The following is a 22,346-nucleotide window of genomic DNA, read 5'->3' as shown; positions in this document are numbered from 1 at the left end:
ATTTCTAAGACCGTGCCTATCTCTCTAAGCGGGTGCAAATATAAAACTCTTTTTTGTTCCCACAATACTTTTTGGAAAATAATTCAAAAAAAATTTAAGAGCTTCCTTTTTCAATTCCCAGAACAACCATACTGCTGCTCTAAGCGGGTGCAAATATAAAACCCTTTTCTATTCCCACAAACTTATTTATGCGTTTTTTTTAAATATTTTTTAAAGTATTAACTAAGCGTTTGAAAAGCTATAACTTAGCTTAAAAAATAAATTTAGGACGTCTTATACCTTATTATATATCCTATTTTAGAAAGGATTGTTGAAACCACTGCGAAATGATAATAGACATCCTAGTCTTTATTGCTATTAAGCTTCAAAAATACTTCTTCATTAGATTACTATAAGAAGGTATAAGAATACCATAAGTCAATATTGCAAACCGCCGAAACTAATAGTATCTTTGCACCCTAAAATTTTTCAGTATATGATAGCCATTACCCTACCAGACGGAAGTGTAAAGCATTTTGATGCAGGTGTTACTCCAATGGATGTAGCAAAAAGTATTAGCGAAGGATTTGCGCGAAATGTAATTTCGGCATCCTTTAATGAGCTTACCGTAGAAACGAGCACACCTTTAATGAAAGACGGTAGTCTTATACTATATACATGGAATAACGAAGAAGGAAAGAAAGCCTTTTGGCATTCTTCTGCGCACATTCTTGCACAGGCCTTGGAACAACTCTACCCAGGAATCAAGTTGACAATTGGTCCCGCTATTGAAAATGGATTTTATTACGATGTCGATTTTGGTGAAAAAACCATTTCAGAAAAAGATCTTAAAGAGATTGAAGATAAAATGCTGGAAATTGCTCGTGGAAAGTTTGAGTTTTCCATCCGTGAATCTTCAAAGACAGATGCTTTGGATTATTACAAAAAACAAGGAAACGAATATAAAGTTGAACTGATTGAGAATTTGGAAGACGGAACAATTACTTTCTGCGATCATGATACATTTACAGATCTTTGCCGCGGTGGCCATATTCCTAATACCGGAACTGTAAAAGCTATTAAATTAATGAGCATTGCCGGGGCCTACTGGCGCGGTGACGAAAAGAACAAGCAACTTACCCGTATATACGGAATCAGTTTTCCGAAGCAAAAAGATTTAACCGAATACCTTGAACTTCTTGAACAGGCGAAACAACGCGACCACAGAAAACTTGGGAAGGAACTTGAGCTTTTCACCTTTTCACAAAAAGTTGGACAAGGTTTACCTCTTTGGCTGCCCAAAGGAGCTGCTTTACGCGAACGGCTTGAAAACTTTCTAAAAAAAGCCCAGAAAAAAGCAGGTTATGAGATGGTTATCACGCCGCACATTGGACAAAAGGAACTTTATGTCACTTCCGGCCATTACGCAAAATATGGAGCCGACAGTTTTCAGTCTATAAAAACACCAAACGAAGGCGAAGAGTTTCTATTGAAGCCTATGAACTGTCCTCACCACTGTGAAATTTACAATAGCAAACCTTGGTCTTACAAAGATTTACCAAAGCGTTTTGCAGAATTCGGAACCGTTTATCGTTACGAGCAAAGTGGCGAACTTCACGGATTGACTCGCGTTCGCGGATTTACGCAAGATGACGCACATATTTTCTGTACTCCAGACCAATTAGATGAAGAATTCAAAAAAGTAATTGATTTGGTACTTTATGTTTTCGGGTCTTTAGGTTTTGAAAACTTTTATACTCAAGTTTCATTGCGCGATCCTGAGAAGCCCGAAAAATACATAGGAAGTATTGAAAACTGGGAGAAAGCCGAAAAAGCAATTATCAATGCTGCGGAATCAAAAGGACTCGACTATAAAATTGAATATGGTGAAGCTGCATTTTACGGCCCAAAGCTAGATTTTATGGTAAAAGATGCCTTGGGAAGAAGCTGGCAATTGGGCACAATTCAAGTAGACTACAACCTTCCTGAACGCTTTGAATTAGAGTATAAAGGAAGTGATAATGAAATGCATCGCCCTGTGATGATTCACCGTGCACCCTTTGGAAGCATGGAGCGTTTTGTAGCAATACTATTGGAACACACAGGCGGAAACTTTCCGCTTTGGTTGATGCCTGAACAGGTTAGTATTTTGTCTTTAAGTGAAAAATATGAAAAATACTCCCAAAAAGTTTTAGATTTGCTTGAAAATGACGAAATTCGCGCCCTTGCTGACAATAGAAGCGAGACAATTGGCAAGAAAATTAGGGAGGCTGAAATGAACAAAATCCCATATATGTTGATTGTTGGGGAGCAGGAAGAAAAAGATGGAACGGTTTCTGTACGTAAACACGGTGAAGGCGATTTAGGCACAATGACGCCAAATGCCTTTTCAGAATTGATTCAAAAAGCAGTAAAAGAAGAATTAAAAGAATTTAATGTTTAACTAAAAATTTTTAGCCATAGCAATACGAAGAAAAAGAAGTAGAGGCCCTGCAAGGGTGATTAAGGAAGATCAACACAGAATCAATGGAAAGATTCGTGAAGAAGAAGTACGCCTTGTAGGTGATAACGTTGAAATAGGAGTTTATCCTTTAAAGCGTGCTCGCGAAATTGCAGAAGAACAAGAACTTGATCTTGTTGAGATTTCACCAAATGCCAAACCACCTGTCTGCAAAGTAATAGACTATAAGAAGTTTGTTTACGAGCAGAAAAAACGTGAGAAAGTCTTAAAGGCAAAAGCAAGCAAAGTTACCATTAAGGAAATTAGGTTTGGGCCAAATACAGACGATCACGACTACGATTTTAAAAAGAAACACGGCGAAAAGTTTTTGCAGGAAGGTTCAAAATTGAAAGCGTATGTTTTCTTTAAAGGGCGTTCCATCATTTACAAAGACCAGGGTGAAATTTTGCTTTTGCGTCTTGCCCGAGATCTTGAGGAATTCGGAAAAGTGGAGCAAATGCCAAAATTAGAAGGTAAGCGAATGATTATGTTCATTGCACCTAAGAAAAAGTAATCAGTATTGATTCAAATTAAAAAGAATACTTCAAATTTATATTAAATGCGAGGTTCAAAATAAAGCGAAGTAATAAATAAAAAGTAGGAAACATGCCGAAACAAAAAACAAAATCCAGTGCCAAAAAGCGTTTTAAGCTTACAGGTACCGGTAAAATCAAAAGAAAGCATGCGTTTAAAAGCCACATCTTAACAAAGAAAAGCAAAAAACGTAAACTTAAATTAACTCACGACGGTTTGGTACACCAAGCAGACGAGAGCAATGTAAAACAAATGCTTCGATTGAAGTAATCTTGTTTAACCGGTTAAAACAATTCATTTAAACCCTGGAGTAGTGCAATCAAAGAATTCAGAATTAAAGAATCGCCTGCTACAAAACAATTAAAATTATGCCAAGATCAGTAAATTCAGTTGCGAAAAGAGCCCGCAGAAAAAAGGTTCTTAAACAAGCCAAAGGTTACTTTGGAAGACGTAAAAACGTATGGACAGTTGCAAAAAACGCTGTGGACAAAGCGATGCTTTATTCATACCGTGACCGTCGTGCAAAAAAGAGAAATTTCAGATCCTTATGGATTACCCGTATTAACGCGGGTGCAAGACAGCATGGAATGTCTTATTCACAATTTATGGGAAGTTTAAAAAGCAGCGGAATCGAACTTAACCGTAAGGTTTTGGCAGATTTGGCGATGAACCACCCAGAGGCTTTTGCCGCAGTTATAAACAAAGTAAAATAAGACATTTATAAACTATATTATTTCGCCTAAAAACCGCTTCAGCAATGAGGCGGTTTTTTTTGTGAAAATTTCAACTAAAGAAGTTTCAGTATCTTCGTTAAAAATAGATGAATGCTTCGTTCCGTATTTCTTCTTTTTGCAATTCTTTTTATGTCGGAAGGTAATGTTTTCGCCCAAAAAGGAACCGGAAAACTTTACAGAATTGATAGATACGAATCAATCTATCTTCCGTTGGGAAAAATGTCATTTGCCGATAATCTTATTGAATACAAAGTTGGTTCACCCGCACCCATTCAAAAATACAGGGACAGCGTGCAATGTCTTCACGAACCAAACTACAAGAATTACCAAACCCCAAATTTTATTTCCTTGGGTTGCGGCGGAAGTCTAACCGTAGAATTTACAGACAATGGTTTTATGAACTTGCCGGGTGATGATCTTTATCTTTTTGAAGTTGGGCCATCGCAAGAACCAGCAAAAGTAGAAATTTCGCAAAACGGTGTTGATTGGGTTTATGCCGGGAAAATTGCTGGAGGAAAGTCATCCATAGATTTAAGCAAAGAAGGAATTGATGATGAAACCGTTTTCTATTTTCTTCGAATTACCGATTTAAAAGACCTTTGTAAAAGTAAAAGTGCTGGAGCTGATATTGATGCCATCGGTGCTATAAATAGTGTGATAAAACTTACAATAGATGCAGATGTTTTGTTCGATGTGGCCAAATTCGATTTAAAAGAAACCTCTAAACAAAGCCTAGATTCTCTTAAAACGTCAATCGAGAAAGTAGATAAAGCAACAATTTTAATTCAAGGACACACCGATAGTGACGGCGACGAATCTTCTAATATGATACTCTCGGAAAACAGATGCATTTCAGTTAAAAATAGATTGGTTGAAATTTTGGGAGAAAACTCATTATATGAATTTGAAATAAAACCGTACGGCGAAAGAAAACCTCGTTTTCCAAATGATTCCGAAGAAAACAAACAACAAAACAGAAGAGTGGAAATCACAGTTTTGCCTCCTAAAGACTATTATGAAAGCTTAAATAAAAATTAAGTTTTCTGTTTCTTCTTCTTAGCAGCTGGGAATAAAACGTTATTTAAAATAAGCCTGTAACCCGGAGAATTTGGGTGTAGCGCCAACTCTGTTTTAGCATCCCCTACTCTATGCTGATAGTCTTCTGGGTCGTGGCCGCCATAGAAAGTAAAGAACCCTTTTCCTTTTATTCCGTGAATATAACGTGCTTCGCCATTACTTTTGTTTTCACCCATCACCAAGACATTACTTTTTATTTCATCGGCATCAAAAGAAGTTGTCTGTCCCATAAAACCTTTTACTAAAGAAGTGTGATTTTGGCAAAGCATTGTCGGAATGGGATCCCACTTTGCTGAATAATCCATTAATGTGAAATAATCTGATTCTTTGGCAATCCTACGCTTTTCAGTCATGTCTATACTTGAAAACTCATAAACCATCGGGCTTCTTTCCAAAATATAATCCTTAAAAGCGAAGGTTTTGCTATAGTCGATTTTGCTTTGATAGCCAGGTTCACTTGGGTCTCCATCAAACATTGGTTCGCAGATATCAACACCTTCAGCCGAAAGTGCAATATCAAAACTATCTGTGGCGCTGCACATTGCGAACATAAAACCGCCACCAATTACATAATCTCGAATTTTTTTTGCCACTTCCAGTTTTGCTTCGGAAACTTTGTTGTAACCCAGTTTGGTAGCAAGCGCTTCGGCTTTATTTTTTTCTTCAATATACCAAGGTGCAGAACGATAGGCTCGGTAGAATTTTCCGTATTGTCCTGTAAAATCCTCGTGATGTAAATGCAGCCAGTCGTAAAGAATTAGCTGGTCGCTTAAAACCTCTTCATCATATATAGTTGTGTAGGGAATTTCAGCATAGGTTAAAACCATTGTAACTGCATCATCCCACGGAAGGTTTCCTTTGGGTGAATACACTGCGATTTTTGGTGCTTTTTCTAAAACTACGGCATCCATGTTTACGGATGGACTGCTTATTTCAGTTAGGATTTGTTCGGTTTTGCTATCGGAAATCACTTCAAAAGAAACCCCGCGAATCTGGCATTCCTTTTGTATTTCTGGAGAATCTGGCATTAAAAAAGAACCGCCCCGATAATTGAGCAACCATTTTACTTTTTGCTGTTTTTCCAAAACCCAATACGTAATTCCGTAAGCTTTTAAATGCTCCTTTTGACTGTCCACATCCATTGGAATAAGAATGTATGAAGCCGAAGCTTTTATAGAAAAAAGTAGTAGAAATATGATTAGAATAAAACGTGCCATCGTGCGAATATAACGACAATTTTTAAGCCATGTTTTAGATATGAAAAAATATAATTGTAAACAAAGATTATATTTCAATTAAAACGGCACATCATTATCATCATCAGCTGAAAAATCATCATTCATAGAACTTCCGAAAGCTTCGTTTGGTGATGGCAAGTTTTTAGTTTTAAAAGTATCATCATTAGCAGCATCGTTCATTCGGGAATGGATTTCCGTCGGTGTATCAAAAGTATCAAGACTTTCAAACTTACCTAGATGGCCGATGAATTTCAACCGTATTTCATCCAAACCTCCGTTACGGTGCTTGGCAACTATAAATTCCGCTTGCCCCGCAGTAGGGCTATGCTCTTCGTCATCCCATTCGTCAATTTTATAGTATTCGGGACGATAGATAAAAGAAACAATATCAGCATCCTGCTCAATCGCTCCAGATTCACGAAGATCTGAAAGCAATGGGCGTTTGCTTCCACCACGTGTTTCCACGGCTCGCGAAAGTTGGGAAAGTGCAATTACCGGAATGTTCAATTCTTTTGCCAGAGCTTTCAAGTTTCGTGAAATGCTAGAAATTTCCTGTTCACGGTTCCCTCCTTTTTGACTTCCACCAGCGGTCATTAACTGCAAATAATCTACTATTATAAGTTTAATGCCGTGTTGAGAGGAAAGCCTTCGTGCCTTAGCGCGTAAATCAAAAATAGACAGTGAAGGGGAATCATCTATAAAAAGTGGTGCTTTTTCAAGGCCTTTCACTTTCACATTTAGCTGTTCCCATTCATGTTTTTCAAGATTTCCGGTTCTTAATTTTTCTGAACTCAACTGTGTTTCCGAAGATATTAAACGCGTAATAAGCTGTACCGAGGACATTTCCAACGAGAAAAATGCTACGGGAATGTTGTGCTCCACGGCAATATTTCGCGCCATGGAAAGCGTCAATGCCGTTTTACCCATACCGGGACGGGCTGCAATGATTATTAAATCACTGGGTTGCCACCCGGAAGTAAGTTTATCAACTTTACTAAAACCGGAGGGAATCCCTGAAAGACCTTCTTTGTTTGCTATTTCCTCAATTCTTTTCTTTGCTTGAATTACAAGATTTTGTGCAGTTTCTGAGGAACGCTTTATGTTTCCTTGCGTTACTTCATATAATTTTGCTTCTGCGGAATCTAAAAGATCGAAAACGTCAGTGCCTTCATTATAGGAATCTTCAATTATTTCGTTTGAAATTTTAATAAGGCTTCGTTGAATATATTTCTGAAGAATGATACGTGCATGAAATTCAATATGCGCCGAAGAAGATACTTTTTGGGTCAATTGAATCAAATAAAACTCACCTCCAACCAAATCGATTTTTCCTTGCTTCTTAAGTTGTGTTGAAACGGTTAATAAGTCCACAGGTTGGCTGTCCTCAAAGAGATCGTGAATGGCTTCAAAGATATGTTGATGTGCTTGTTTATAGAAAACCTCAGCGTGTAGGATATCTATTACTTCATCCACTCCCTTTTTATCAATCATCAAAGCGCCAAGCACAACTTCCTCTAAATCAATAGCTTGCGGCGGTATTTTACCTTTTTCAAGCGATATAACCTGCGAGGTGCGGGTTGAGAAACTGGTTTGAGGTTTGATTTTTTCCATGAAGCGAATGTAAAGAAATTGTTAAGAGGAAGTATTGATTTTTTGATGTTCGATATTAACTGTTCATTAACAATTGAACTGTTGAAAACTCCAAAATATTGTTGATAACCCGTAAAAAAATCCGAGGCTCTCGCTTCGGATTTACGGTATGATAAGCTATAGAACGTTTTAACTTTTGAACTCTCCCATTTCTAAATATTTATCCATCCTATTTTTAACTAAATCGGTTGGGGATAACATTTTTAATGCTTTGTACGACTTTTCAATTACGCTCGCAACGGTACTAAAGGTTTTCTCGCGATTGCTATGGGCACCGCCTACAGGTTCCTTTACTATTTCGTCAATAAGCTTTAGTTTTTTCATATCGGTTGCGGTAAGTTTCAATGCTTCCGCAGCTTGTTCCTTAAATTCCCAACTCCTCCATAATATAGAAGAGCAACTTTCGGGAGAAATTACAGAATACCAAGTATTCTCAAGCATCAGCACTTTATCGCCTACGCCTATTCCCAATGCGCCACCGCTAGCTCCTTCGCCTATTATTACAACAATAATCGGCACTTTTAGACGGGTCATTTCAAGAATATTTCGTGCAATGGCTTCACCCTGTCCTCTTTCTTCAGCTTCTAAGCCTGGAAAGGCGCCTGGAGTATCCACAAAACAAACTACTGGTACACCAAATTTTTCTGCAGATTTCATTAATCGCAAGGCTTTTCTGTAACCCTCTGGATTTGCCATTCCGAAGTTTCTGAATTGGCGCGTTTTCGTATTAAAACCTTTTTGTTGGCCTACAAACATATAGCTTTGGTCGCCTATTTTCCCAAGGCCGCCAACCATTGCTTTATCATCTTTAAAATTTCGATCACCATGAAGCTCCAAAAAGGAATCACCACAAATGGCCTTTATATAATCCATAGTATAAGGACGATCCGGATGGCGGGAAAGTTGCACACGCTGCCAAGGTGTAAGGTTTTGGTATATTTTTTTTTTAGTGTCGTTTAGTTTCTTTTCAATCTGCTTGCAAGTATTGGTAACATCTACATCGCTTTCTTCGCCAATGAGACATGCTTTTTCAAATTGCTCCTGCAATTCTTTTATAGGGAGTTCAAAATCAAGATATTCCATAATTTTTTCCTTCGTTTTATAAAGGTTGGTGTACAAAGATAAAATTTTGTTTTAGGTGTTGGTCAATCTTCTTCGTTTTCTTTCCTGTGTAATTTTGATGATACCGTTGGCAATTACCGTAAGTAATATAACAGCTGCACCATAATAAAACTGCGGGCTCATATTTTCAGAATCGCCTAAAACGATGAGCGCTAAAATGATACCATAAACCGGTTCCATATTTATGGTAAGCATTACTGTGTATGGGCTTATCCATTTCATTACATGTATTGATGCAATAAATGCATACGCTGTACAGGCAGATGCCAAAATTATGAGATATATCCAATCGTGGGCGGATACGGTAAAAAATTCTGTGGTGAATTTTCCCGCGAAAGCCAAATAGATGCTTATCCCCAAAACGCCGAACATCAATTCGTAAAATGAAATTGCCGAGGCTTTATGTTTCAAAACAAATTTTCCATTTATTACCGAGAAAAGTGCACTTAAGAATGCTGAAATAAGTGCCAAAATTATCCCTAGTGTATAGGAAGCTTCTACATCGAATATTATGTAAAGACCAACAACCACGATAAGTCCGAAAAGTACCTCATACAATATTATTTTTCTTCCGTAAAGTAAGGGTTCTAATAGTGATGCGAAAAACGCTCCAGTAGAAAGCACGGCAAGTGTTACCGAAACGTTCGAAGCCTTTATTGCGCCAAAGAAAGTGAGCCAGTGCACAGCTATAATGATTCCAGCCAAGGCAAAACCGCCTAAGGTTCTCAATGAAAATTTAAGTTTTTCTTTTCTTAGTTTCAAAAAGATAAAAACAATGCCCGTTGCCAGAAACATTCTGTACCAAACCAGCGGGATGGCTTCTAAAGAAATCAACGCGCCCAGGACGGCGGTGAACCCCCAGATGAAAACTATAAAATGAAGGTGCAAATAATTTAGAAGCTTATCGTTTCGCATTTCTCAAAAAATAGATTGCTAATATTCCAAAAACAATGTTGGGAAACCAAGTGGCAATAAAAGGCGAAAAATCACTTTGCTCTGCCATGGTCCCGAAGATTTTATCAAAGAAAATAAAAACCATTCCTATTGCGATTCCGATAGCGAGATTTATGCCCATTCCCCCGCGTCTTTTTACCGACGAAACCGCCACTGCGATAATAGTTAAAATGTATGCTGAAACTGGCAAACTCCACCGTTTGTATCTTACAACTTCATAGCGATTTATATAGGATGAGCCTCGTGCTTTTTCCTTTTCTATAAAATCATTCAGCTCCGTAAAGTCAAGTGTTTCTGCAATGTAGTTTACTGGTGTTAAGTCTTCCAAATCAAAGTTGAAAACGGTATCTAGTTTGGGTTTGCTTTCCAAAATATCTTCGTTCTCGCCTATCTTTCTTTTGTTATATTGAAATAGGGAATAGGTGCTGTCCTTTTCGTTGTATTTAATTTGCGCTGCAGAAATTTTATAGACCATCTTATTGCCTTCAAAATGCTCTAAGGTAAAATTGCTCCCTATTTTATCTGTTATGTTGAAATAGCTTACATAAATGTAATCATTATCGTTTATCTGTGTGAAAACGTTGCTTTGCTCCCTATCCTGCTTACCTTTCTTTAAATATTCATAAGCAAATTCATTAAAACCCTTACTCGCTTTTGGCGCTAGATACATACTGAAAACAAGGGCAGCAATACAAACAATAGTAGCTCCAACAATATACGGTCTAAGAAAACGATAATAAGAAACGCCGCTACTCAAAAAAGCGATAATCTCAGTATTATTTGCCAATTTTGAAGTAAACCAAATTACCGAAAGGAAAAGAAACAACGGAAAAAGTAGGTTAGCGAAATATATGGTGAAATTATAAAGATAAATTAGAACCTCTACTAATGGCACCTCGTTTTGTAGAATTTTGTCAATCTTTTCGGCGAGGTGGACCGTAATTCCGATAGGTATAAACAGCAAGAGCAAGAGCGAAAAAGTGCCCAAATATTTTTTAAGTATATACCTATCCAGTATGCTGAACATCTTATAATCTTTGATCCAGTTTTTTGACCATGCCGTTTTTCCAAGCCGCAAAATCACCCGCTAATATATGTTTTCTGGCTTCGCGAACCAACCATAAATAGAATCCCAAATTATGGATTGTCGCAATTTGCCTTCCTAACATTTCGTTTACGGTAAACAAATGGCGAAGATAGGCTTTGCTATATTCTGTATCTACCCAAGTAATTCCCATAGGATCTATTGCTGAAAGATCTGCTTCCCACTTCTTATTTTTTATATTAATAGTACCTTCGGAAGTAAAAATCATTCCGTTCCTACCATTTCGGGTGGGCATTACGCAATCAAACATATCTACACCAAGTGCTATGTTTTCCAAAATATTTGCCGGCGTTCCCACACCCATCAAATATCTCGGTTTTTCTTTCGGAAGTATTTCGGTAACAACGGCTGTCATTTCATACATTTCGTCGGCTGGTTCACCTACCGAAAGACCGCCTATAGCATTACCCTCAGCTCCCACCGAAGCAATATATTCTGCAGATTGTTTTCTTAAATCTTTATACGTACTTCCTTGAACAATTGGAAAAAAGGTTTGCCCATAATCATACTTCAAAGGCGTTTTTTCCAAATGTTTTATGCAGCGATCCAGCCAACGATGCGTCATGTGCATAGAACGTTTCGCATAGTTATACTCGCACGGATATGGCGTACATTCATCAAAAGCCATAATAATATCTGCGCCGATGGTGCGCTGGATTTCCATTACATTTTCCGGCGTGAAAACGTGGTAACTGCCGTCTATGTGGCTTTTAAATTTTACGCCTTCCTCTTTAATCTTTCTGTTTGCCGAAAGCGAATACACTTGGTAACCACCACTATCAGTCAAAATATTGCGGTCCCAATTTATAAATTTATGGATTCCGCCAGCTTTTTCAAGAACTGGGGTTTGCGGTCTTAAATATAAATGATAGGTATTGCTAAGAATAACATCTGGATTTATATCTTCCTTAAGCTCACGCTGATGCACCCCTTTTACGGTGCCAAGGGTGCCGACGGGCATAAAAATTGGAGTTTCTATAACTCCGTGATCTGTAGTTATAGTTGCGGCGCGGGCGCTGCTTTGTAAATCTGTGGCTTCTAATTTAAAGTGCATTCAGCAATTTTATCGAGGGGGCAAAGATAATTTTATTAATTCAGAATTATGAATTATGAATTATGAATATTGCCTCTTGTTTCTGAAACCATCTTTATTCTGAATTGTGAATTCTGAATTCATTATTGAATAGCATGTTAACAAAACTCTCAAATCGTTAATAAAAGCATACGTTTCAACTTTGAGCGGCTTGCTGAATACCTTACTTTTGGAACTGAAAATTAAAACACATTATGGCAGATTACAAAGCGCTTGAGGATTTGGTAATTCAAGTCCGACGAGATATTTTACGGCAAGTACACAAAGTAAATTCGGGGCATCCCGGAGGTTCACTTGGCTGTACCGAATTTTTTGTTGCACTCTACAATGAATTGATGGAACGCGATGAAAACTTCAAAATGGATGGAATTGGCGAAGATCTTTTCTTCCTTTCAAACGGACATATTTCTCCAGTTTTCTATAGTGTTTTGGCTCGGGCCGGATATTTCCCTGTGGAAGAATTGAATACGTTCCGTCTTTTAAATTCACGCTTACAGGGCCACCCTACTACGCACGAAGGTTTGCCGGGCATTCGTATTGCTTCAGGTTCTTTGGGCCAAGGTATTTCAGTTTCCATTGGAGCTGCACTCACAAAAAAGCTGAATAAAGACAAACATATAGTTTATACGCTTTGCGGCGATGGCGAATTGCAGGAAGGTCAAAATTGGGAAGCTATTATGTATGCCGCAGGAAATAATGTGGACAACCTAATTGTTACCGTAGATTTAAACGGGCAACAAATTGACGGTTCTACAAAAAACGTACTTCCCTTAGGAAATTTGAAAGCGAAATTTGAAGCTTTCGGCTGGGATGTGATGGATATTGAAAAAGGAAACGATCTGAAAGCTATACTAACTGGTATGAAAAAGGCCAAAGAAAAAACTGGCAATGGAAAGCCTGTTTGTGTTCTATTGCATACTGTAATGGGCAATGGCGTTGACTTTATGATGCACACCCACGATTGGCACGGAAAAGCTCCAAATGATGAACAGTTGGCAGACGCACTTTCGCAAAACCCAGCGACCTTAGGGGATTATTAAAATTGAAAAAATTTCAGATGAAAAAATACATAGATACAGGCAAAAAAGATACACGTTCAGGTTTTGGCGACGGACTGACAGAACTTGGAAAGAAAAACAAAAATGTAGTTGCTCTTTGCGCAGATCTTACGGGTTCATTAAAGATGGACGAATTTAAGGAAAACCATCCAGAGCGTTTCTTTCAAATAGGAATAGCCGAAGCAAATATGATTGGTATTGCTGCGGGAATGACCATTGGCGGAAAGATTCCATTCACCGGAACTTTTGCAAATTTCTCCACGGGAAGGGTTTATGACCAAATTCGCCAGAGCGTTGCTTACAGTGGCAAAAACGTAAAAATATGCGCTTCGCACGCTGGTATTACTTTAGGCGAAGATGGAGCAACGCACCAAATATTGGAAGATCTTGGGTTGATGAAAATGCTTCCTGGAATGACTGTAATTAATACATGCGATTACAATCAAACCAAAGCCGCAACTATCGCCATTGCAGATTACGAAGGCCCTGTTTATCTTCGCTTTGGAAGACCGAAAGTTGCAAACTTCACCCCTGCCGACCAAAATTTTCAAATAGGAAAAGCGGTTCAATTGCAGGAGGGTACCGATGTTACAATTATTGCAACAGGCCATTTGGTTTGGGAAGCGTTACAAGCTGCGGAAACTTTAAACGAACACGGAATTACCGCAGACGTTATAAACATCCACACTATAAAACCTTTGGATGATGAAGCAATTCTTAAAAGCGTTAAGAAGACAGGTTGCGTAGTAACTGCGGAAGAACATAACTTTCTGGGAGGTTTGGGCGAAAGTGTAGCTCGTGTACTTTCTACACAGCATCCCGCGCCTCAGGAATTTGTTGCTACAAATGATACTTTTGGAGAATCAGGTACTCCAGAGCAATTGATGGACAAATACGGCTTGAATGCTTCCGCTATCGTAAACTCCGTAAAAAAGGTTATTGCCCGCAAATAAATTAAATTGTTATTTCAGCAAAACTAAAAAGCCCGATTCTAAACAGAATCGGGCTTTTTAATATGGTTAATTTTCAATTATTAACTGTCGGCATCTAAATAATCCGGAACGCCATCACCATCCACATCTGGAAATGTTATATTTCCATTGCCGTCCACCTCTATCTCAAATTTGGTAAGACGACCATCGTTATCATCATCATCATCAATATAATTCGGTGTACTATCGCCATCTGTATTATCATCTAGCAAATAGCCATTGCTATTTAAATCTTCCATATAAGATGGAATACCATCTTGGTCGTGATCAGCGATTTCCGAATCGAACAATTCAAAAGAAAAAATTAATTGATCATAAGCGTTTAGTCCTCCACTTGCTGGAGGAAATTGATAGTATGCCAAACCAGAAGGTATAAATACGGCACCAATTCCAAAGCCTTCAAACGTTAGTGTTCCATCTGGATTTGTAATAATATTAGAAGCTCCTCCAAATTCAATGATCGCTTGTTGCAGTCCTCTTATTATTCCGGGTGCAGTTTGAGTGTCAACAAGATTAAACCTTACAGGTATTACAGAACTATCAAACAAATCTAGATTCATCAATCTACCATCATAGGTATTGATAGTGTAATCAGGAAAGTATGGTTTATCGCCCTCCCCATCACGTACTTTTAGATAATACAATTTATATACAACATCTTTATCAACCACATCTCTAACTTGTTTTGAAACAACTTGATCAATTAAAGGTATTATGGTGTCGTTGTTAACGTCAATTTTACTAAACTTCAGCTCAAAGTTTTCAGGATTCGAGTCAAATTCCTCGTAATTATAAGAGTGTGTGCGCAAAAATTTCTCTATTGAATCTTGTGCTCTTATGGCCTCCACCCCGCGGTCTCTAGGTGGTGTAGGCGGTGTTGGCGCATCATCATCTTTTTTACACGAAACAGTAACTGAAAGAACTGCGATTAATAAGGCAACTCCGTATTTAATTTTTGTCATCATCAAATTTTTGTGGGCGCAAGATACAATTTTCCGCTATTTTTGCACACTCTATTAACGTTGTTTTGGGCATAAAAATTATGAGGATTGACAAATATTTATGGGCGGTAAGATATTTAAAAACCAGAAACATGGCTACGCAAGCTTGTAAAAAAGGAGCGGTGCGTGTTAATGGTGACATTGTTAAACCCGCGCGGGATGTGTACCCGGGGGATGTTATATCACTACGGAAAAACCAAGTTAATTATCAAATTGAAGTGTTGAACATTCCAGATAGCAGAGTTGGCGCTAAGTTGGTAGACATTTACCGAAAGGATACAACCCCGAAAGAAGCGTTTGAAACAAACGAAATGCTGCAATATGCAAAAACATATTACAGAAAAAAAGGGGTTGGCCGCCCAACAAAAAAAGACCGAAGAGATTTGGATGACTTTACTGATACTGCCGAAGACAAAAACGACGTGTAATAACTATATTTGAAAAAAACATTAGCAGATGCAAGAAATAAGCACCGTTATTCTGGATAAGAAGCAGATAGCTCACAAAATAAAACGAATTGCATACCAAGTCTATGAAACAAACGTAGATGAAAAAGAAGTTGTTATTGCCGGAATTGTAAAAAACGGCAATTTGCTAGCAAAGAAAATAAAAGCCGAATTAGAAAAAATCTCTCCAATAAAAGTATTGCTCTGTGAAGTTATAATTGATAAAAAAAATCCCACAAACCCAGTAGAAACTTCCTTGAAAAAAGAGGAATATCAAAACAAATCGCTGTTGCTGGTAGATGACGTTTTACATTCTGGAACTACATTAATTTACGGAGTGAAACATTTTCTGGAAGTTCCGTTAAAGCAATTCAAAACCGCTGTTCTCGTAGATAGAAACCACAAAAAATATCCTATAAAAGCAGATTTTAAAGGCATTTCTCTTTCTACTTCATTGAATGAGAACGTGTCTGTTATTTTCGAAAAAGGGAATGATAGAGCTGTTTTAGAGTAATTTGAGGATTACTTTTTCCACGGTTTCAGCTATATCTTCTGAACTATTTTCAACTACAACATTCGCTTGATTGTAGTAAAACGCTCTTTCAAAAAGATGCTTTCTTATAAAGTCTTCAATTTCTTCTTCATTATTTAAATGCGCCAGCAAAGGTCTTTGGTTCTTTTCTGATTTCAACCTTGTTACCAAAACTTCCAAAGAGGTTTTTAAATAAATTGACACTACATCTTTGTGTGCAGTTATAAATTCCATAGAATCTCCGTAACAGGGCGTACCGCCGCCAGTTGCCAAAATAAAATGCTTTGATTCTGAAAGAAGCTTTTTTAAAACCCTATTTTCTACTTTTCTAAAATAGATTTCTCCTTTTTCAGAGAAAATTTTTGAAATCGAAATCTCTTCTATTTTTTCAATTTCGGAATCCAGATCTTTAAAGGGGAGCTTCAAAACTTTGGAAAGTTTTTTACCAACGGAAGATTTTCCACTGCCCATATACCCAACTAAAACTATTTTCATTTTTGAAATTTAAGTAAATTTGCTTTTTCAAGCACCAATTGAACGTTTGATTTTACAGAATTTTCGTTAAAAGAAGGGATTCAGTAATAAAAAACTAATTACGAACCCCTGTTTTTCAGCGGTTTTAAATTTTTCTCAAATTTAATTGATTTTCGTTTTGAAAAATTAATTTAATGATAGTATATTTGCACCCGCAATAAGGAAGACCTGGTAGCTCAGTTGGTAGAGCACCTCCCTTTTAAGGAGGTGGTCCTGGGTTCGAGCCCCAGCCAGGTCACAATAAATTATGAGCCCAAAGTCACGCTAACAGTGAATTTTGGGCTCATTGCATTTCCATTATTACCTATACTATTTAACTAACGTTAATATAATAGCTAATATAATGGCAAAAAAAATTATTCTTCCCAATGGGTGCTATATGGGCACCCCATCCGTAACTCCTAAAAATTGGAAAACAGGAGGTTCAACTCTTTTAAACAAAGATTGGCAAATTCAATATTATTTTTATCCTGCAAATAACGGGAAACGAAAATTGGTTGCTATTAAAGGGATGAACAGCCTGAAAGATTTAAAAGATAGGAGGATTGTGACCAAGGGTCTCATCGAGGACGAAATTGAAAATAACAAGATTGGGTACAATCCCATCGAGAAAAGATTCGTACAAGATGATCACCAAGATGAAGAGCTTCACCCCTATTTATACTTCATTACAGCTTTTCGAATCGTCATTACCAAAATAAAATGCACGGAAAAGCACCGAAAGGAAATGGGTTGGTGTGTAAACCGTCTCGAAAAGAAAGTGGTTAAACTAGGTTTAAAAAATGTTACCATAGAGCAATTGAAAAGACGACAGCTGAAACAGTTGCTAGAATCTAGTGAATTGCCAGACCAATATTTCAATAAATTCCGTTCTTTTCTTTCAAGCATTTTTAATGAACTTATAGAATATGAATGTTGCGATTATAATATTGTACGTGATATACGCAAGCGTACCATAGTTGAAAAACAAAGAGAAATACTATCACTCGAACATCATAAAGTTATAATGGACCATCTACAGAAAAATCATTATGAATTTTGGAGGTATGCAAATATATTTTTATTTTCAGGAGCTAGGTCAACTGAGCTTTTTCGTATTCAGGCAAAGGATGTCGATATAAAATCTCAAGAGTACAAAGTTACCATATTGAAGGGTAGCAATCCAAAAGAAGCTACCAAGGTCATTTTCAAAGAGGTAATCCCTCTCTGGAAGGAGGTATTATTAGGCGCAAAACCAAATGATTATTTGTTTTCCAAGTGGCTTAAAGCGGGAAAGGCCCCAATCAACTCATCCCAAATCACAAAGCGCTGGTCGAGGTTGGTTAAAAAGTCAGAGTCCATTGTCGATGAAAATGGAAAGGTTATTAAGGTAACCGCTGACTTCTATTCCCTGAAACATAGTTTTCTTGATTCTCTACCAGAGGCTGTAGCTATGGAGATAGCATCCCATACCAATTCAAAAACAACGGCGATTTACCGTGTCAATTCAGAAAAGAGAGCACGTGAGAAATTGAAGGGATTGGATATAGGAAGTACTCTTTTCGGCTAAGAAAAGCTGCAACTTGAAGCTATATGAGGAAAATAAAAAGAATAATATATCGTTAAGCCCTTCGTATTGTGTGGTTTACACGTAAAATTTAATTGATTCCAGATTTTAATAGAGAAAAACGGCTACAGCGACACTTCAATATTGCCTTAACTACAATAAGCAATATTAATTTAAAATACATTATAATGGATATACATGCTAAATTGGACGAACTCCACACATTTGCAGATCTAATAAAAGATAGGGTAGACGTATTAAAAAAGGAAATATCGAATCAAGGAAAATCTAAAAAGCCAGTTGAGAACAAATCACTGCGTTTATTAGCTGAGGCAAGAGCTAAACGCGCCAAGTATAGAATATCATAAACCATCAATTTGCAGGAGCAAAATCCAATCCTTTTTTGAAGCTTTCGTTTCATTCATTGTTTGCTAATCGACTAATGAAAAACATATCGCCCATAAGTAAGTGATCGTTACACATTCCCCAGCAAAGTCAAGAATTTTATAAGATAGTTGATTCAATACTAAACCAGCTTTTGAAATTGGAGCCTAATAGGAAAAATCTCAAACTCGATTAAAGAAGAGCATTCAGATTATAATTACAATAGTGCAATATAAAGCACTTAATGTTCTTCTCTGCCTCAGCACTTAGTAAAATCGCCCGAATAGTGCGTTAAAAGGCACTATATTGTAATTGTATCAATAATATTTTCTACCTTTACATAAAAAGAGCATTATAATGCACTCCAAAACACTTATAGAGATCGTGAAAAATCGAAGAGAAATGCTTCAGGTCACACAAGAAATGTTGGCTGAACTTTCTGGAGTTGGTTTGCGAACCCTCAAACAATTTGAAAGTGGTAAAGGTAATCCAACCTTAGAAACATTAAATAAATTAGCTGATGCATTAGGTTTGGAGCTCACATTTAAAATTAAAGAATTACTATAAAATAATTACTACAGATTGAGAAAAGCAGAAGTTATATATAAAAAAGAACTGGCCGGCCTATTAACTCAACTAGACGATGGCAGCTTTGAATTTAAATATAACGAGCTTTGGTTTAATGACGTTACTAAACCCTCCATAAGCTTGACCCTACCTAAAACACAGCAGGAATTTAAAGCAAAACATCTGTTTCCTTTTTTTTATAATATGCTTCCGGAAGGTTCCAATAAACAAATTGTTTGTTTTGAGAATCGCATAGATACCAACGATCATTTTGGTATTCTAATAACAACTGCAAAGTATGATACTATCGGAGCGGTTCAAATTAAGAAAATAGAAAATTAATGGGGTTACCTAAAATAACATATTGTCCGGGTACACTTAAACAAGGGTATTCAGATTATAGTAATACTGCTATAAATCGAGTTTTTAATGGAAGAAAGGTAAGTGCCATTTTACCCTATGAGTCGCCGGCAAGCAACGACCTAACAGATGCATTATTTACAGAAAACAGAAAAAGAATTTCAATTTCTGGCGTACAAGTAAAGTTTTCAGTCTTATTAGAAAAAAACAAACTTCGGCTTATACAAGAAGGGGAACAAGGACAATACATATTAAAACCAATACCTAATGTTGGTAAAAATGCAAATCAGATGCCAGCAAATGAGCATTTAACGATGCAAATTGCACGTCAGGTTTTCAATATTGAAACCGCAGAAAATGCACTTATCTTTTTTAAAAATGGGGAACCAGCATACATAACCAAACGGTTTGATGTAACCGAAAATGGAAGTAAGCTCGCACAAGAAGATTTTGCCACTTTAGCGAGTAGAACCCCACAAACCCACGGAGAAGATTTTAAATACCTGGGCAATTATCTGGATGTATTTCATCTACTCAAAACTTTCACACCTGCTTATACTATAGAATCCATAAAGCTATTTAAGCTGGTGTTATTTAATTTTTTATTCTCTAATGGAGATGCACATTTTAAAAATTTCTCTTTAATTGAAACGCCTTATGGCGATTTCAAGTTAAGTCCTGCTTATGATTTACTGAATAGTAGGTTACATATTGACGACAATGATTTCGCTTTAACAGATGGTTTATTGCCACCACGATTAGCGCAAGGCAAAACTGCAGTACAGTTTTTCGTTTTGGGTGAGCAAGCTGAAATACATAAGAGACAAATAGAAAATATTTTCAACGAACTAACCTCTAAACAAGATGAGGTTTTATCACTAATTGAAGCTTCCTTCCTCAATGAAAAATCGAAAAAGAATTATACCCAGACCTATCAAACACGCTTAAAAAAACTACTTCGACCTTGAGGTCATTCTTTAGCTTTGGAAATTAACGCGAATCTATTTTAAAAATAATTAGCTTGTATCCCCCCATTTTTTTTACTTTCTTTATCCGAAATATGGTAAAATTTCCGTTTCTATTATATTCGGATAATCGTTTATATGACATCTGAAACTTTTCATTCCGTTCCATTGTTCATTACTTATTCTGTCCCAAAAAAAAGAAATATTTATTGTTCCTTTTTTGTCCAAGGTATCAACGTGTGTTCTTATGTCCGAATGTTTACTTTTTAAGAGAGTGGTCATTTCATTTTCCATCTTTTCTTTTTGTTCATGTTTCATAATCTCTTTTTTAGTTTTATTGGGTCTTTACTATAATAATCTTCCAATTGAATCACTTGATACTTTTCTTTAAAATAAGTATCTCCAATCGTATCAATGCTGACTATGTTATATCTCGGTTCGGATTTCCGATTTTTACATTCTATTAAAGGCGTTGCATTCATATTATTATCAATTCCACAAGAATAGAATTTTTTTCCGATTACGTAATAATGAGTTGGGGATTCGTAGTTTATAGATTTGTTTGCGTTTAAATAATTCGAGGTGGAACCTAGATAAAGAACATAGTGCATATCATCCGCAAAAATCCAAACATACTCTATGTCAGAATTTTCATAATCAACTGTGTAAAGTCCATTAAAATCTCCTTTCGAGCTGGAAATATTCGATTCGGTTTTATTCTTACATCCGACGACTAATGCTATAAAAATCCACATTCCAAAACAAGTTTTTGCAAAAAAGAATTTACTTCTCATATTAAACTTTAATTATGTGGATACTTCTTTTGAAACGTTGTGCAACGTTTCATTATTCAAATTCTGATTACAATTTATAATGATATAATTTAATTTTATTATTAATTTATTCCAAGTTTCAGAAGCCCAATCTTCATTTTTTAATTTGGAAGTATATTTTTGTAAGCTAATTTCTAATGCTTTAATAAATTTAGTAGCATTTATTTTTTTGTTTTTTTGTCAAAAATTTTTCCTTCTCGAATTATTTTCCAACCATTTGTAGTTTCTGATTGGTGAAGAATTCCGCAACGGACATTGAAATAAAAATCATTTTCAAAACCTTTAAAATCAATATATTCAGGTTCAGACGATAAGAATTTTGAAAATGTTTTTCTACTTATTCCATCTGTAGTATCATATCCTGACTTAAAAGATTGGAACGATTCAATCATTATGCAAGAAATAGCCATTATGCTAAATCCATGTTTAGATTTAGGATTAAGTTGGTTAATTGGATATAAATATCTTTCATTAAATCTTTCGTATACGAAATCAGCTATTTCTATCCGTTGTTGATTTTTGATGAGTTCGGTTAATTTCTTTATATCAACCGTTGAAGATAATTTTGTCATTTCTTCTTTGATAAATAATAAGTCATTACTTGTTTTGGATGGTCAGATTCGCCATCAAGCCAAATGGTAACTAATTCATTTGTAAAAATTAAATTTTTATAATCAATTTTTATAATTTTAGAATTGAAGTAAGCTTTTTCGTGGAAGATACTATCGCCAACAATTTTATAAGTAGTATTTTGATTATTGTTGTTGGCCTTATCTATTAAAAATAATTCATTGTGTTTTGTGTAATTAAATGACTTGGGATTTTCACGAGAGCCAACATACATATTATTTCTTTCCGAAATCCTTATTATATTTTCAATTCCGTTTTCATAATTTAAAATTGAATCAGTTTCCCAAATTCCTATAATTTCTTTTTGATAATCAATTTTATCATTGCAAGAACTAAATAATGCAAGAGCAAATATTAATGTTATATATCGCATTTTATTTTTTTAAATGTTCGTTAAGGCACATAGTTTACAAAGTTAAAGTCACATGCTTTACACTAGATTTTGACTTAGTCTAATTGATACTTGTTTTTCTCTTATTTTATTTTCATTAAAGTAGCCTAAAAATACGTCT

26 protein-coding genes and 1 tRNA gene are annotated in these 22,346 nt (G+C 36.3%); 15 read left to right on the top strand and 12 right to left on the bottom strand.

What is annotated here, in order from left to right; translation table 11 throughout:
- The first annotated feature begins 475 nt into the window (after positions 1-475).
- The 5 genes from thrS to ESV24_RS14620 all read left to right on the top strand — a co-directional run bounded on the left by thrS (position 476) and on the right by ESV24_RS14620 (position 4,785).
- On the top strand, positions 476-2,422 hold the full coding sequence (gene thrS / locus ESV24_RS14640; protein WP_111817096.1) for a threonine--tRNA ligase: 1,947 nt from the start codon (positions 476-478) through the stop codon (positions 2,420-2,422).
- 55 nt (positions 2,423-2,477) lie between these two features.
- Positions 2,478-2,993 (top strand): translation initiation factor IF-3, encoded by a 516-nt coding sequence (gene infC, locus ESV24_RS14635; RefSeq protein WP_394364096.1) that lies wholly within the window; start codon positions 2,478-2,480, stop codon positions 2,991-2,993.
- Between the two features lie 92 nt (positions 2,994-3,085).
- Positions 3,086-3,283 (top strand): 50S ribosomal protein L35, encoded by a 198-nt coding sequence (gene rpmI, locus ESV24_RS14630; RefSeq protein ID WP_014781051.1) that lies wholly within the window; start codon positions 3,086-3,088, stop codon positions 3,281-3,283.
- Positions 3,284-3,381: 98 nt separating this feature from the next.
- Complete coding sequence (gene rplT / locus ESV24_RS14625; RefSeq protein WP_111817095.1) at positions 3,382-3,726, top strand: 50S ribosomal protein L20; 345 nt, start codon at positions 3,382-3,384, stop codon at positions 3,724-3,726.
- A gap of 111 nt (positions 3,727-3,837) precedes the next feature.
- Positions 3,838-4,785, top strand: a complete 948-nt coding sequence (locus ESV24_RS14620) for an OmpA family protein (protein ID WP_111817094.1) — start codon at positions 3,838-3,840, stop codon at positions 4,783-4,785.
- Here the strand turns inward: ESV24_RS14620 and ESV24_RS14615 are convergent.
- The 6 genes from ESV24_RS14615 to tgt all read right to left on the bottom strand — a co-directional run bounded on the left by ESV24_RS14615 (position 4,782) and on the right by tgt (position 11,947).
- Positions 4,782-6,041, bottom strand: a complete 1,260-nt coding sequence (locus ESV24_RS14615; RefSeq protein ID WP_111817093.1) for an asparagine synthetase B — start codon at positions 6,039-6,041, stop codon at positions 4,782-4,784. The genes ESV24_RS14620 and ESV24_RS14615 overlap by 4 nt on opposite strands.
- Positions 6,042-6,119: 78 nt before the next feature.
- The gene (gene dnaB / locus ESV24_RS14610) at positions 6,120-7,673 is read right to left on the bottom strand and encodes a replicative DNA helicase (RefSeq protein WP_111817092.1); all 1,554 of its coding nucleotides are present in this window, start codon (positions 7,671-7,673) and stop codon (positions 6,120-6,122) included.
- Positions 7,674-7,841: 168 nt separating this feature from the next.
- Complete coding sequence (locus ESV24_RS14605; protein ID WP_111817091.1) at positions 7,842-8,795, bottom strand: acetyl-CoA carboxylase carboxyltransferase subunit alpha; 954 nt, start codon at positions 8,793-8,795, stop codon at positions 7,842-7,844.
- A gap of 51 nt (positions 8,796-8,846) precedes the next feature.
- Positions 8,847-9,749 (bottom strand): DMT family transporter, encoded by a 903-nt coding sequence (locus ESV24_RS14600; protein WP_111817090.1) that lies wholly within the window; start codon positions 9,747-9,749, stop codon positions 8,847-8,849.
- Positions 9,736-10,815: an LptF/LptG family permease gene (locus ESV24_RS14595; RefSeq protein WP_111817089.1), complete on the bottom strand. Its 1,080-nt coding sequence runs from the start codon at positions 10,813-10,815 to the stop codon at positions 9,736-9,738. The genes ESV24_RS14600 and ESV24_RS14595 overlap by 14 nt, the downstream gene beginning before the upstream one ends.
- Position 10,816: 1 nt before the next feature.
- On the bottom strand, positions 10,817-11,947 hold the full coding sequence (gene tgt / locus ESV24_RS14590; protein ID WP_111817088.1) for a tRNA guanosine(34) transglycosylase Tgt: 1,131 nt from the start codon (positions 11,945-11,947) through the stop codon (positions 10,817-10,819).
- Between the two features lie 233 nt (positions 11,948-12,180).
- On the opposite strand from tgt, the gene ESV24_RS14585 reads away from it, so the two are divergent.
- Both ESV24_RS14585 and ESV24_RS14580 read left to right on the top strand, forming a co-directional pair.
- Positions 12,181-13,026, top strand: coding sequence for a transketolase (locus ESV24_RS14585; protein ID WP_111817087.1), 846 nt, complete (start codon positions 12,181-12,183; stop codon positions 13,024-13,026).
- Between the two features lie 17 nt (positions 13,027-13,043).
- On the top strand, positions 13,044-13,997 hold the full coding sequence (locus ESV24_RS14580; RefSeq protein ID WP_111817097.1) for a transketolase family protein: 954 nt from the start codon (positions 13,044-13,046) through the stop codon (positions 13,995-13,997).
- Between the two features lie 80 nt (positions 13,998-14,077).
- On the opposite strand, the gene ESV24_RS14575 is transcribed toward ESV24_RS14580, so the two are convergent.
- Positions 14,078-15,001, bottom strand: a complete 924-nt coding sequence (locus ESV24_RS14575; protein ID WP_146743191.1) for an FKBP-type peptidyl-prolyl cis-trans isomerase — start codon at positions 14,999-15,001, stop codon at positions 14,078-14,080.
- A 77-nt stretch (positions 15,002-15,078) separates the two neighbouring features.
- Between ESV24_RS14575 and ESV24_RS14570 the strand changes: the two genes are divergently transcribed.
- Positions 15,079-15,465 (top strand): RNA-binding S4 domain-containing protein, encoded by a 387-nt coding sequence (locus tag ESV24_RS14570; RefSeq protein ID WP_111817085.1) that lies wholly within the window; start codon positions 15,079-15,081, stop codon positions 15,463-15,465.
- A gap of 28 nt (positions 15,466-15,493) precedes the next feature.
- Positions 15,494-15,997, top strand: a complete 504-nt coding sequence (locus ESV24_RS14565) for a phosphoribosyltransferase family protein (RefSeq protein ID WP_111817084.1) — start codon at positions 15,494-15,496, stop codon at positions 15,995-15,997.
- Here the strand turns inward: ESV24_RS14565 and ESV24_RS14560 are convergent.
- Positions 15,989-16,510, bottom strand: a complete 522-nt coding sequence (locus ESV24_RS14560) for a shikimate kinase (protein WP_111817083.1) — start codon at positions 16,508-16,510, stop codon at positions 15,989-15,991. The genes ESV24_RS14565 and ESV24_RS14560 overlap by 9 nt on opposite strands.
- A 204-nt stretch (positions 16,511-16,714) precedes the next feature.
- Between ESV24_RS14560 and ESV24_RS14555 the strand changes: the two genes are divergently transcribed.
- From ESV24_RS14555 to ESV24_RS14530, 6 genes are all read left to right on the top strand, one after another.
- Positions 16,715-16,787, top strand: a tRNA-Lys gene (locus ESV24_RS14555).
- Positions 16,788-16,892: 105 nt separating this feature from the next.
- Positions 16,893-18,098, top strand: a complete 1,206-nt coding sequence (locus ESV24_RS14550) for a tyrosine-type recombinase/integrase (RefSeq protein ID WP_111817082.1) — start codon at positions 16,893-16,895, stop codon at positions 18,096-18,098.
- A gap of 92 nt (positions 18,099-18,190) precedes the next feature.
- Positions 18,191-18,463: a hypothetical protein gene (locus ESV24_RS14545; RefSeq protein WP_111817081.1), complete on the top strand. Its 273-nt coding sequence runs from the start codon at positions 18,191-18,193 to the stop codon at positions 18,461-18,463.
- Between the two features lie 373 nt (positions 18,464-18,836).
- On the top strand, positions 18,837-19,046 hold the full coding sequence (locus tag ESV24_RS14540) for a helix-turn-helix domain-containing protein (RefSeq protein ID WP_111817080.1): 210 nt from the start codon (positions 18,837-18,839) through the stop codon (positions 19,044-19,046).
- Between the two features lie 15 nt (positions 19,047-19,061).
- Complete coding sequence (locus tag ESV24_RS14535; RefSeq protein ID WP_111817079.1) at positions 19,062-19,388, top strand: HipA N-terminal domain-containing protein; 327 nt, start codon at positions 19,062-19,064, stop codon at positions 19,386-19,388.
- On the top strand, positions 19,388-20,374 hold the full coding sequence (locus ESV24_RS14530) for a type II toxin-antitoxin system HipA family toxin (RefSeq protein ID WP_111817078.1): 987 nt from the start codon (positions 19,388-19,390) through the stop codon (positions 20,372-20,374). Before ESV24_RS14535 ends, ESV24_RS14530 begins: the two co-directional genes overlap by 1 nt.
- Before the next feature lie 81 nt (positions 20,375-20,455).
- On the opposite strand, the gene ESV24_RS14525 is transcribed toward ESV24_RS14530, so the two are convergent.
- From ESV24_RS14525 to ESV24_RS14510, 4 genes are all read right to left on the bottom strand, one after another.
- Positions 20,456-20,689 (bottom strand): hypothetical protein, encoded by a 234-nt coding sequence (locus ESV24_RS14525; protein ID WP_111817077.1) that lies wholly within the window; start codon positions 20,687-20,689, stop codon positions 20,456-20,458.
- Positions 20,686-21,165 carry a hypothetical protein gene (locus tag ESV24_RS14520; RefSeq protein ID WP_111817076.1) on the bottom strand — a complete coding sequence of 160 codons (480 nt, stop codon included), beginning with the start codon at positions 21,163-21,165 and terminating at the stop codon, positions 20,686-20,688. Before ESV24_RS14520 ends, ESV24_RS14525 begins: the two co-directional genes overlap by 4 nt.
- 200 nt (positions 21,166-21,365) lie before the next feature.
- The gene (locus ESV24_RS14515; protein WP_111817075.1) at positions 21,366-21,776 is read right to left on the bottom strand and encodes a hypothetical protein; all 411 of its coding nucleotides are present in this window, start codon (positions 21,774-21,776) and stop codon (positions 21,366-21,368) included.
- A complete protein-coding gene (locus tag ESV24_RS14510; protein WP_111817074.1) occupies positions 21,773-22,207 on the bottom strand; it encodes a hypothetical protein in 435 nt (144 codons plus the stop codon). The genes ESV24_RS14515 and ESV24_RS14510 overlap by 4 nt, the downstream gene beginning before the upstream one ends.
- Positions 22,208-22,346: the final 139 nt, after the last annotated feature.

It is taken from the genome of Aequorivita lipolytica (assembly GCF_007997135.1).
In the GTDB taxonomy this organism is placed as follows: domain Bacteria; phylum Bacteroidota; class Bacteroidia; order Flavobacteriales; family Flavobacteriaceae; genus Aequorivita; species Aequorivita lipolytica.
The sequence above is the reverse complement of the archived record's forward strand: the minus strand, read 5'-3'. Positions and strand labels throughout refer to the sequence as shown.

What these genes read in the sequence shown, in the direction of transcription:
- ESV24_RS14520 (WP_111817076.1), bottom strand. Translation starts at nt 21,165, where the DNA reads ATGAGAAGTAAATTCTTTTTTGCAAAAACTTGTTTTGGAATGTGGATT.
- ESV24_RS14565 (WP_111817084.1), top strand. Translation starts at nt 15,494, where the DNA reads ATGCAAGAAATAAGCACCGTTATTCTGGATAAGAAGCAGATAGCTCAC.
- rpmI (WP_014781051.1), top strand. Translation starts at nt 3,086, where the DNA reads ATGCCGAAACAAAAAACAAAATCCAGTGCCAAAAAGCGTTTTAAGCTT.
- ESV24_RS14615 (WP_111817093.1), bottom strand. Translation starts at nt 6,041, where the DNA reads ATGGCACGTTTTATTCTAATCATATTTCTACTACTTTTTTCTATAAAA.
- ESV24_RS14580 (WP_111817097.1), top strand. Translation starts at nt 13,044, where the DNA reads ATGAAAAAATACATAGATACAGGCAAAAAAGATACACGTTCAGGTTTT.
- ESV24_RS14585 (WP_111817087.1), top strand. Translation starts at nt 12,181, where the DNA reads ATGGCAGATTACAAAGCGCTTGAGGATTTGGTAATTCAAGTCCGACGA.
- ESV24_RS14540 (WP_111817080.1), top strand. Translation starts at nt 18,837, where the DNA reads ATGCACTCCAAAACACTTATAGAGATCGTGAAAAATCGAAGAGAAATG.
- ESV24_RS14525 (WP_111817077.1), bottom strand. Translation starts at nt 20,689, where the DNA reads ATGAAACATGAACAAAAAGAAAAGATGGAAAATGAAATGACCACTCTC.
- ESV24_RS14550 (WP_111817082.1), top strand. Translation starts at nt 16,893, where the DNA reads ATGGCAAAAAAAATTATTCTTCCCAATGGGTGCTATATGGGCACCCCA.
- ESV24_RS14530 (WP_111817078.1), top strand. Translation starts at nt 19,388, where the DNA reads ATGGGGTTACCTAAAATAACATATTGTCCGGGTACACTTAAACAAGGG.
- ESV24_RS14510 (WP_111817074.1), bottom strand. Translation starts at nt 22,207, where the DNA reads ATGCGATATATAACATTAATATTTGCTCTTGCATTATTTAGTTCTTGC.
- ESV24_RS14595 (WP_111817089.1), bottom strand. Translation starts at nt 10,815, where the DNA reads ATGTTCAGCATACTGGATAGGTATATACTTAAAAAATATTTGGGCACT.
- tgt (WP_111817088.1), bottom strand. Translation starts at nt 11,947, where the DNA reads ATGCACTTTAAATTAGAAGCCACAGATTTACAAAGCAGCGCCCGCGCC.
- ESV24_RS14515 (WP_111817075.1), bottom strand. Translation starts at nt 21,776, where the DNA reads ATGACAAAATTATCTTCAACGGTTGATATAAAGAAATTAACCGAACTC.
- ESV24_RS14605 (WP_111817091.1), bottom strand. Translation starts at nt 8,795, where the DNA reads ATGGAATATCTTGATTTTGAACTCCCTATAAAAGAATTGCAGGAGCAA.
- rplT (WP_111817095.1), top strand. Translation starts at nt 3,382, where the DNA reads ATGCCAAGATCAGTAAATTCAGTTGCGAAAAGAGCCCGCAGAAAAAAG.
- thrS (WP_111817096.1), top strand. Translation starts at nt 476, where the DNA reads ATGATAGCCATTACCCTACCAGACGGAAGTGTAAAGCATTTTGATGCA.
- ESV24_RS14575 (WP_146743191.1), bottom strand. Translation starts at nt 15,001, where the DNA reads ATGATGACAAAAATTAAATACGGAGTTGCCTTATTAATCGCAGTTCTT.
- ESV24_RS14600 (WP_111817090.1), bottom strand. Translation starts at nt 9,749, where the DNA reads ATGCGAAACGATAAGCTTCTAAATTATTTGCACCTTCATTTTATAGTT.
- ESV24_RS14620 (WP_111817094.1), top strand. Translation starts at nt 3,838, where the DNA reads ATGCTTCGTTCCGTATTTCTTCTTTTTGCAATTCTTTTTATGTCGGAA.
- dnaB (WP_111817092.1), bottom strand. Translation starts at nt 7,673, where the DNA reads ATGGAAAAAATCAAACCTCAAACCAGTTTCTCAACCCGCACCTCGCAG.
- ESV24_RS14570 (WP_111817085.1), top strand. Translation starts at nt 15,079, where the DNA reads ATGAGGATTGACAAATATTTATGGGCGGTAAGATATTTAAAAACCAGA.
- ESV24_RS14560 (WP_111817083.1), bottom strand. Translation starts at nt 16,510, where the DNA reads ATGAAAATAGTTTTAGTTGGGTATATGGGCAGTGGAAAATCTTCCGTT.